4 protein-coding genes are annotated in these 6,023 nt (G+C 71.6%); all 4 read left to right on the top strand.

Annotated elements, in window-relative coordinates; translation table 11 throughout:
• The first annotated feature begins 157 nt into the window (after window positions 1-157).
• Entirely contained in the window at window positions 158-1,234 is a 1,077-nt protein-coding gene (locus ACWCRB_RS48590) for a nitronate monooxygenase (protein ID WP_451002186.1), read from the top strand.
• Window positions 1,231-1,974 (top strand): 16S rRNA (uracil(1498)-N(3))-methyltransferase, encoded by a 744-nt coding sequence (locus ACWCRB_RS48585; RefSeq protein WP_451002185.1) that lies wholly within the window; start codon window positions 1,231-1,233, stop codon window positions 1,972-1,974. The genes ACWCRB_RS48590 and ACWCRB_RS48585 overlap by 4 nt, the downstream gene beginning before the upstream one ends.
• 80 nt (window positions 1,975-2,054) lie before the next feature.
• Window positions 2,055-2,627: a hypothetical protein gene (locus ACWCRB_RS48580; RefSeq protein WP_451002184.1), complete on the top strand. Its 573-nt coding sequence runs from the start codon at window positions 2,055-2,057 to the stop codon at window positions 2,625-2,627.
• Window positions 2,628-2,697: 70 nt separating this feature from the next.
• On the top strand, window positions 2,698-5,916 hold the full coding sequence (locus ACWCRB_RS48575; protein ID WP_451002183.1) for a S41 family peptidase: 3,219 nt from the start codon (window positions 2,698-2,700) through the stop codon (window positions 5,914-5,916).
• Window positions 5,917-6,023 lie beyond the last annotated feature (107 nt).

The raw sequence follows: 6,023 nt of genomic DNA, 5'->3' as shown, positions 1-6,023 counted from the left end.
AGTCAGCCCCTTGGGGGTCCCCCCTCTGGGGGAGTTTGAGGAGCGGGGGTTCGGGGGCGGAGCCCCCGAGGATGGGAACGGGTAGGGGCGGCGGGGGCGAAGGAGATGCCTCAGGGCTGATTCGGACCTTGTGCTGGGGACGTGACAACATGCCGTCATGTCCTCCGCGCTGACCGATCTCTTCGTTCACCCGATCGTGCAGGCCCCCATGGCGGGCGGCGTCTCCGTCCCCCAGCTCGCCGGCGCCGTCGCCGAAGCGGGCGGGCTCGGGTTCCTTGCCGCGGGGTACAAAACCGCCGACGGGATGTATCAGGAGATCAAGCAGCTCCGGGGGATCACCGGGCGCCCCTTCGGCGTGAACCTGTTCATGCCGCAGCCCGAGTACGCCGACCCCGCCGCCGTCGAGGTCTACGCCCATCAGCTCGCCGGCGAGGTCACCTGGTACGACACCGAGCTGGGCGACCCGGACAGCGGGCGCGACGACGGCTACGACGCCAAGCTCGCCGTACTGCTCGACAACCCCGTCCCGGTCGTCTCCTTCCACTTCGGGGTGCCCACCAGCGACGTACTGGACTCCCTCCGGCGCGCCGGCACCTTCACCCTCGTCACCGCCACCACCGCCGACGAGGCCCTCGCCGTGCAGCGGGCCGGGGCCGACGCGGTGATCGTGCAGGGCGTCGAGGCCGGCGGGCATCAGGGCACCCACCGTGACAATCCCGAGGCGGACGGCTCCGCCGTCGGGCTGCTCTCCCTCCTCGCCCAGGTGCGCGAGACCGTCGACCTGCCGCTCGTCGCCGCCGGCGGGATCATGCGCGGCAGCCAGATCGCCGCCGTCCTCGCCGCGGGCGCCAGTGCCGCCCAGCTCGGCACCGCCTTCCTCGCCACCCCGGAGTCCGGCGCCCAGGCCCTGCACAAGCAGGCGCTGACCAACCCGCTCTTCGTCCGTACGGAGCTGACGCGCGCGTTCTCCGGCCGGCCCGCCCGGGGTCTGGTGAACCGTTTCCTGCGCGAGCACGGCCCGTACGCCCCCGCTGCCTACCCCGAGGTCCACCACCTCACCTCGCCGCTGCGCAAGAAGGCCGCCGCTTCCGGCGACGCGCAGGGCATGGCGCTGTGGGCGGGACAGGGGCATCGGATGGCCCGTGAACTGCCCGCCGGGGAGCTGGTGGCTGTGCTGGCCGAGGAGATCGCCGCCGCTCGGGCCGTGCTGCTGGAGGGGGGCGAGGCGGCGTGACCGCGCCCGTTTTCGTCGTCGAGCAGGTGCCCGACGTGCGGCAGTTCCTCCTCGACGGTCCCGAAGGGCGGCACGCGGTCTCCGTGAAGCGGCTGCGGGTCGGCGAGGCCGTCGTCCTCACCGACGGGGCCGGGCGCTGGGCCGAGGGCGAGGTCGTCGGTGTCGAGGGCAAGGATCAGCTGGCTCTGCGGCTCGGGGCGGTGGTCGAGGAACCCCCGGAGTCTCCTCGTATCACCGTGGTTCAGGCTCTTCCCAAGGGTGACCGGGGCGAGTTGGCCGTCGAGACGATGACCGAGACCGGTGTCGACGCCATCGTTCCCTGGGCCGCCTCCCGGTGTATCACCCAGTGGCGCGGTGACCGTGGGCTGAAGGCGCTCGCCAAGTGGCGGGCCACCGCCCGGGAGGCCGGCAAGCAGTCCCGCCGGGTGCGTTTCCCCGAGGTCGCGGACGCCGCAACCAGCAAGCAGGTTGCCGCACTTCTCGCCGACGCCGACTTCGCCGCCGTACTCCACGAGGACCGGGACTATGGCAGTGCGGCGCTTGCTACCGCCGAACTGCCCTCCTCCGGTGACATCGTGCTTGTCGTCGGGCCCGAAGGGGGCGTTTCCCCCGAGGAGTTGGCCCTGTTCGAGGAGGCGGGGGCCAAGGCGTACCGGCTCGGGGCCACTGTGCTGCGTACCTCCACCGCCGGTACCGCCGCGACGGCGCTGCTGCTCGGTCGCACCGGACGCTGGTCCTAGTTCCTGTCCCGGCTCCTGCACTCCCGTCCTGTCTGTTTACGCCCTTCCGTGTCGGGCGGGACGGTGGCAGGCTGCCCTCCATGGGGGCCTTGAGGCGGATTTTCCATCGGCCGCGCGGGCACCGCAGGGCGGTCGCGGTGGCCGGACTCGTGGTGGCCGTCGTGAGCGGTGTCGTCGCCTGTGATCCCGGTGGGCTCACTTCGGCCACCGTCTCCCTGACCACCGACCAGACCGCGACCAAGGAGCTGGAACGGCGGAACGTGGACGTCCAGTGGCTCACCTGCACGGCCTCGGTCGACGGCGGCAACAGGACTGCTGAGTCCGGGAGTTCGCCCTCCGCGACGGTCAACACCGTTGCCGGCGTCGATTGTCAGGGCGAGACCGGGGACGGCAAGGACATCACCGTCACCGGCAGGGTCACCCGGGCCGTCGACGGCCGATGCGTACGCGGGGACCTCACCGCCAAGGTCGACGGCAAGCAGGTGTTCCGCGTCACCGGCCTCGGCAACTGCGACGCGCCCGCCACACCGACGTACACCCCGCCCGTCACCTGGAACCCGCCGGACAACGGCGAGCCCGGGCCGACCGTCACCGTGACGAAGACCATCTGGTGCCGGCAGGATCCGAACTGCCTGCCCGTCGAGGGTAAATAACGATCCTACGCGGGCAAGGAACTGACCGAAACCCCTGTCCAGTGGCGTGATCGCTGCTTAGGGTGATCGGGTGACTCAGCCCTCTTCGCCTGCGTATCTCCGGTTTCCGCATCTGCACGGCGACTCGGTCGCCTTCACCGCCGAGGACGACGTCTGGGTCGCCCCGCTCGACGGCGGCCGGGCCTGGCGCGTGAGCGCCGACAACGTGCCGGTGACCCATCCCCGTATCTCCCCGGACGGCACCCGTCTCGCCTGGACGTCCACCCGCGACGGCGCGCCCGAGGTGCATGTCGCCCCGATCGACGGCGGGTCGGCCAACCGGCTCACCTACTGGGGCAGTTCGAGGACACAGGTGCGCGGCTGGACCCCCGACGGGCAGGTCCTCGCCATCAGCACCCAGGGACAGGCCAGCCTCCGCCGCTCCTGGGCCCGGGCGATCCCGCTCGACGGCGGCCCGGCAACTGTCCTGCCGTACGGGCCCGTTGGGGATGTCGCCTACGGGCCCGCGACCGTTCTCCTCTCCGCTCCCATGGGGCGTGAGGCTGCTTGGTGGAAGCGGTATCGGGGCGGTACGGCGGGGAAGCTGTGGATCGACCGGGAGGGGGACGGGGAGTTCGTACGGCTGCATTCCGAGCTGGACGGGAACCTTGAGTACCCGGTGTGGGTCGGGGAACGGATCGCCTTTCTCTCCGATCACGAGGGTGTCGGGGCGCTGTACTCGTCCTTGGCAGACGGGTCCGATCTGCGGCGGCACACGGGAGTTGACGGGTTCTACGCCCGGCACGCGGCGAGCGACGGCAGCCGTGTCGTCTACTCCTCCGCCGGTGAACTGTGGTTGCTGGACGACCTGGACGGGGCCGAGCCTCGGCGGCTCGACATCCGGCTCGGCGGGCAGCGTGTCGATCTTCAGCCGCATCCCGTGAGCGCCTCGCGGTGGTTCAACTCCGGTGCGCCCGACCACACCGGGCGCGGCAGTGCCATCGGGGTGCGCGGATCCGTGCACTGGGTCACCCACCGGTCCGGTCCGGCTCGCGTCCTTGCCTCCGGGCATGGCGTACGGGCCCGGCTGCCCCGCGCCTTCCGCGTGGACGGCGAGGAGTGGGCCGTGTGGGTGACGGACGCGGAGGGCGACGATGCATTGGAGTTCGCCCCGGCTACCGGGGTCGCGCCCGGCGCCACTCCGCGTCGGCTCGCCGCCGGACAGCTCGGGCGGGTCCTCGGGCTCGCCATGGCGCCCGACGGCAGCCGGGCCGCCGTCGCCTCCCACGACGGGCGCGTGCTGCTCGTCGAGCGGGAGTCGGGCGAGGTGCGGGAGGTTGACAGGAGTGGGGACGGAGATGTGTCCGGGCTGGTCTTCTCCCCGGATTCGGCTTGGCTGGCCTGGTCCCATCCCGGGCCGCGTCCGTTGCGTCAGCTCAAGCTCGCCAACACCACCGATCTGTCGGTGACGGAAGCGACTCCGCTTCGGTTCCGGGACTATTCGCCCGCGTTCACGGTCGACGGCAAGCATCTGGTGTTCCTGTCGGCGCGGTCCTTCGACCCTGTCTACGACGAGCACGTGTTCGACCTCGCCTTCGTCGGCGGTTCGCGTCCGCATCTCATCCCGCTCGCCGCGACCACGCCCTCGCCCTTCGGGCCGCAGCGGCACGGGCGGCCCTTCGAGGCGCCGGACAAGGACGAGACCCCGGACAGCGAGGGCGCTCCGGCGACCCGTATCGACCTCGACGGGCTCGCCGACCGGATCGTGCCGTTCCCGGTCGAGGCCGCCCGCTACACCAACCTCCGGGCCGCCAAGGACGGGGTGCTGTGGCTGCGCCACCCGGTGCGGGGGGTGCTCGGCTCCTCCCGGGCCACCCCGGACGACCCCGACCCGAAGACCGAGCTGGAGCGGTACGACCTCGCCCAGCAGCGCATCGAGCACCTCGCCGGGGACGCCGACCACTTCGCCGTCAGCGGCGACGGGAAGCGGGTGCTGCTGTGGACCGACGGCAAGCTGAAGGTCGTACCGAGTGACCGGCGTGCCTCCAACGACGACGAGAGCGACACGAACATCACCGTGGACCTGTCGCGTGTCCGGCAGTCGGTCGATCCGGCTGTCGAGTGGCGGCAGATGTACGACGAGAACGGTCGCATCATGCGCGACAACTTCTGGCGCCCTGACATGGGCGGCGTCGACTGGGACGGCGTCCTCGACCGCTACCGGCCCGTCCTCGACCGGGTCGCCACCCACGACGACCTCGTCGACCTTCTCTGGGAGGTCCAGGGCGAGTTGGGCACCTCGCACGCGTACGTCACCCCGCGCGGAGGATACGGCAGCGGCGAGCGGCAGGGGCTCCTCGGCGCCGACATCACCCGGCACGAGGACGGTCCCCAGGGCACGCCCCTGTGGCGCATCGACCGCATCCTGCCCGCCGAGACGTCCGACCCTGATGGCGTCTCGCCGCTCGCCGCGCCCGGCGTCGCGGTGCGGCCGGGCGACGCGATCATCGCCGTCGCCGGGCAGCCCGTCGATCCGGTGGCCGGGCCCGGCCCGCTGCTCGTCGGTACGGCCGGCAAGCCCATCGAGCTGACGATCTCGCCGTCCGGTGGCGGTGACTCGCGGCATGTGGTCGTCGTGCCCATCTCGGACGAGGAGCCGTTGCGCTACCACGCGTGGGTGACGGACCGGCGGGCGTACGTCGCCGAGAAGTCGGGTGGGCGGCTCGGGTATCTGCACGTCCCCGACATGCAGGCGCCCGGGTGGGCCCAGATCCACCGTGATCTGCGGATCGAGGTCGCGAAGGAGGGGCTGGTCGTCGACGTCCGGGAGAACCGGGGCGGGCATACGTCCCAGCTGGTCGTCGAGAAGCTGGCGCGGCGGATCGTGGGGTGGGATCTGCCGCGTGGGCTACGGCCGTACAGCTATCCGGAGGACGCGCCTCGCGGGCCTGTCGTCGCTGTCGCGAACGAGTTCTCGGGGTCTGACGGGGACATCGTGAACGCGGCGATCAAGGCGCTGGGGATCGGGCCTGTGGTGGGGACGCGGACGTGGGGTGGGGTGATCGGGATCGACAGTCGGTATCGGCTGGTCGACGGGACGCTCGTCACTCAGCCCAAGTACGCGTTCTGGCTCGAGGGCTACGGGTGGGGTGTGGAGAACCACGGGGTCGATCCCGATGTGGAGGTCGTGCAGGCTCCGCAGGACTACGCGGCCGGGCGGGATGTGCAGTTGGACGAGGCGATTCGGTTGGCGTTGGAGTCGTTGGAGGGGCGGCCGGCGAAGGTGGCGCCTGGGTTGCCGGAGTTGTAAGGGGGCCGGTGGGTGGGGGTGGGCGTTGGGTTTGTTTCGCCCCCGCCGCCCCTACCCGTCCCTCCCCCAGAGGGGGGACCCCCATCGGGGGCGCTGCCCCCGAACCC

The sequence above is a fragment of the Streptomyces sp. NPDC002156 genome (genome assembly GCF_053593675.1).
The sequence above is the reverse complement of the archived record's forward strand: the minus strand, read 5'-3'. Positions and strand labels throughout refer to the sequence as shown.

What these genes read in the sequence shown, in the direction of transcription:
- ACWCRB_RS48590 (WP_451002186.1), top strand. Translation starts at nt 158, where the DNA reads ATGTCCTCCGCGCTGACCGATCTCTTCGTTCACCCGATCGTGCAGGCC.
- ACWCRB_RS48580 (WP_451002184.1), top strand. Translation starts at nt 2,055, where the DNA reads ATGGGGGCCTTGAGGCGGATTTTCCATCGGCCGCGCGGGCACCGCAGG.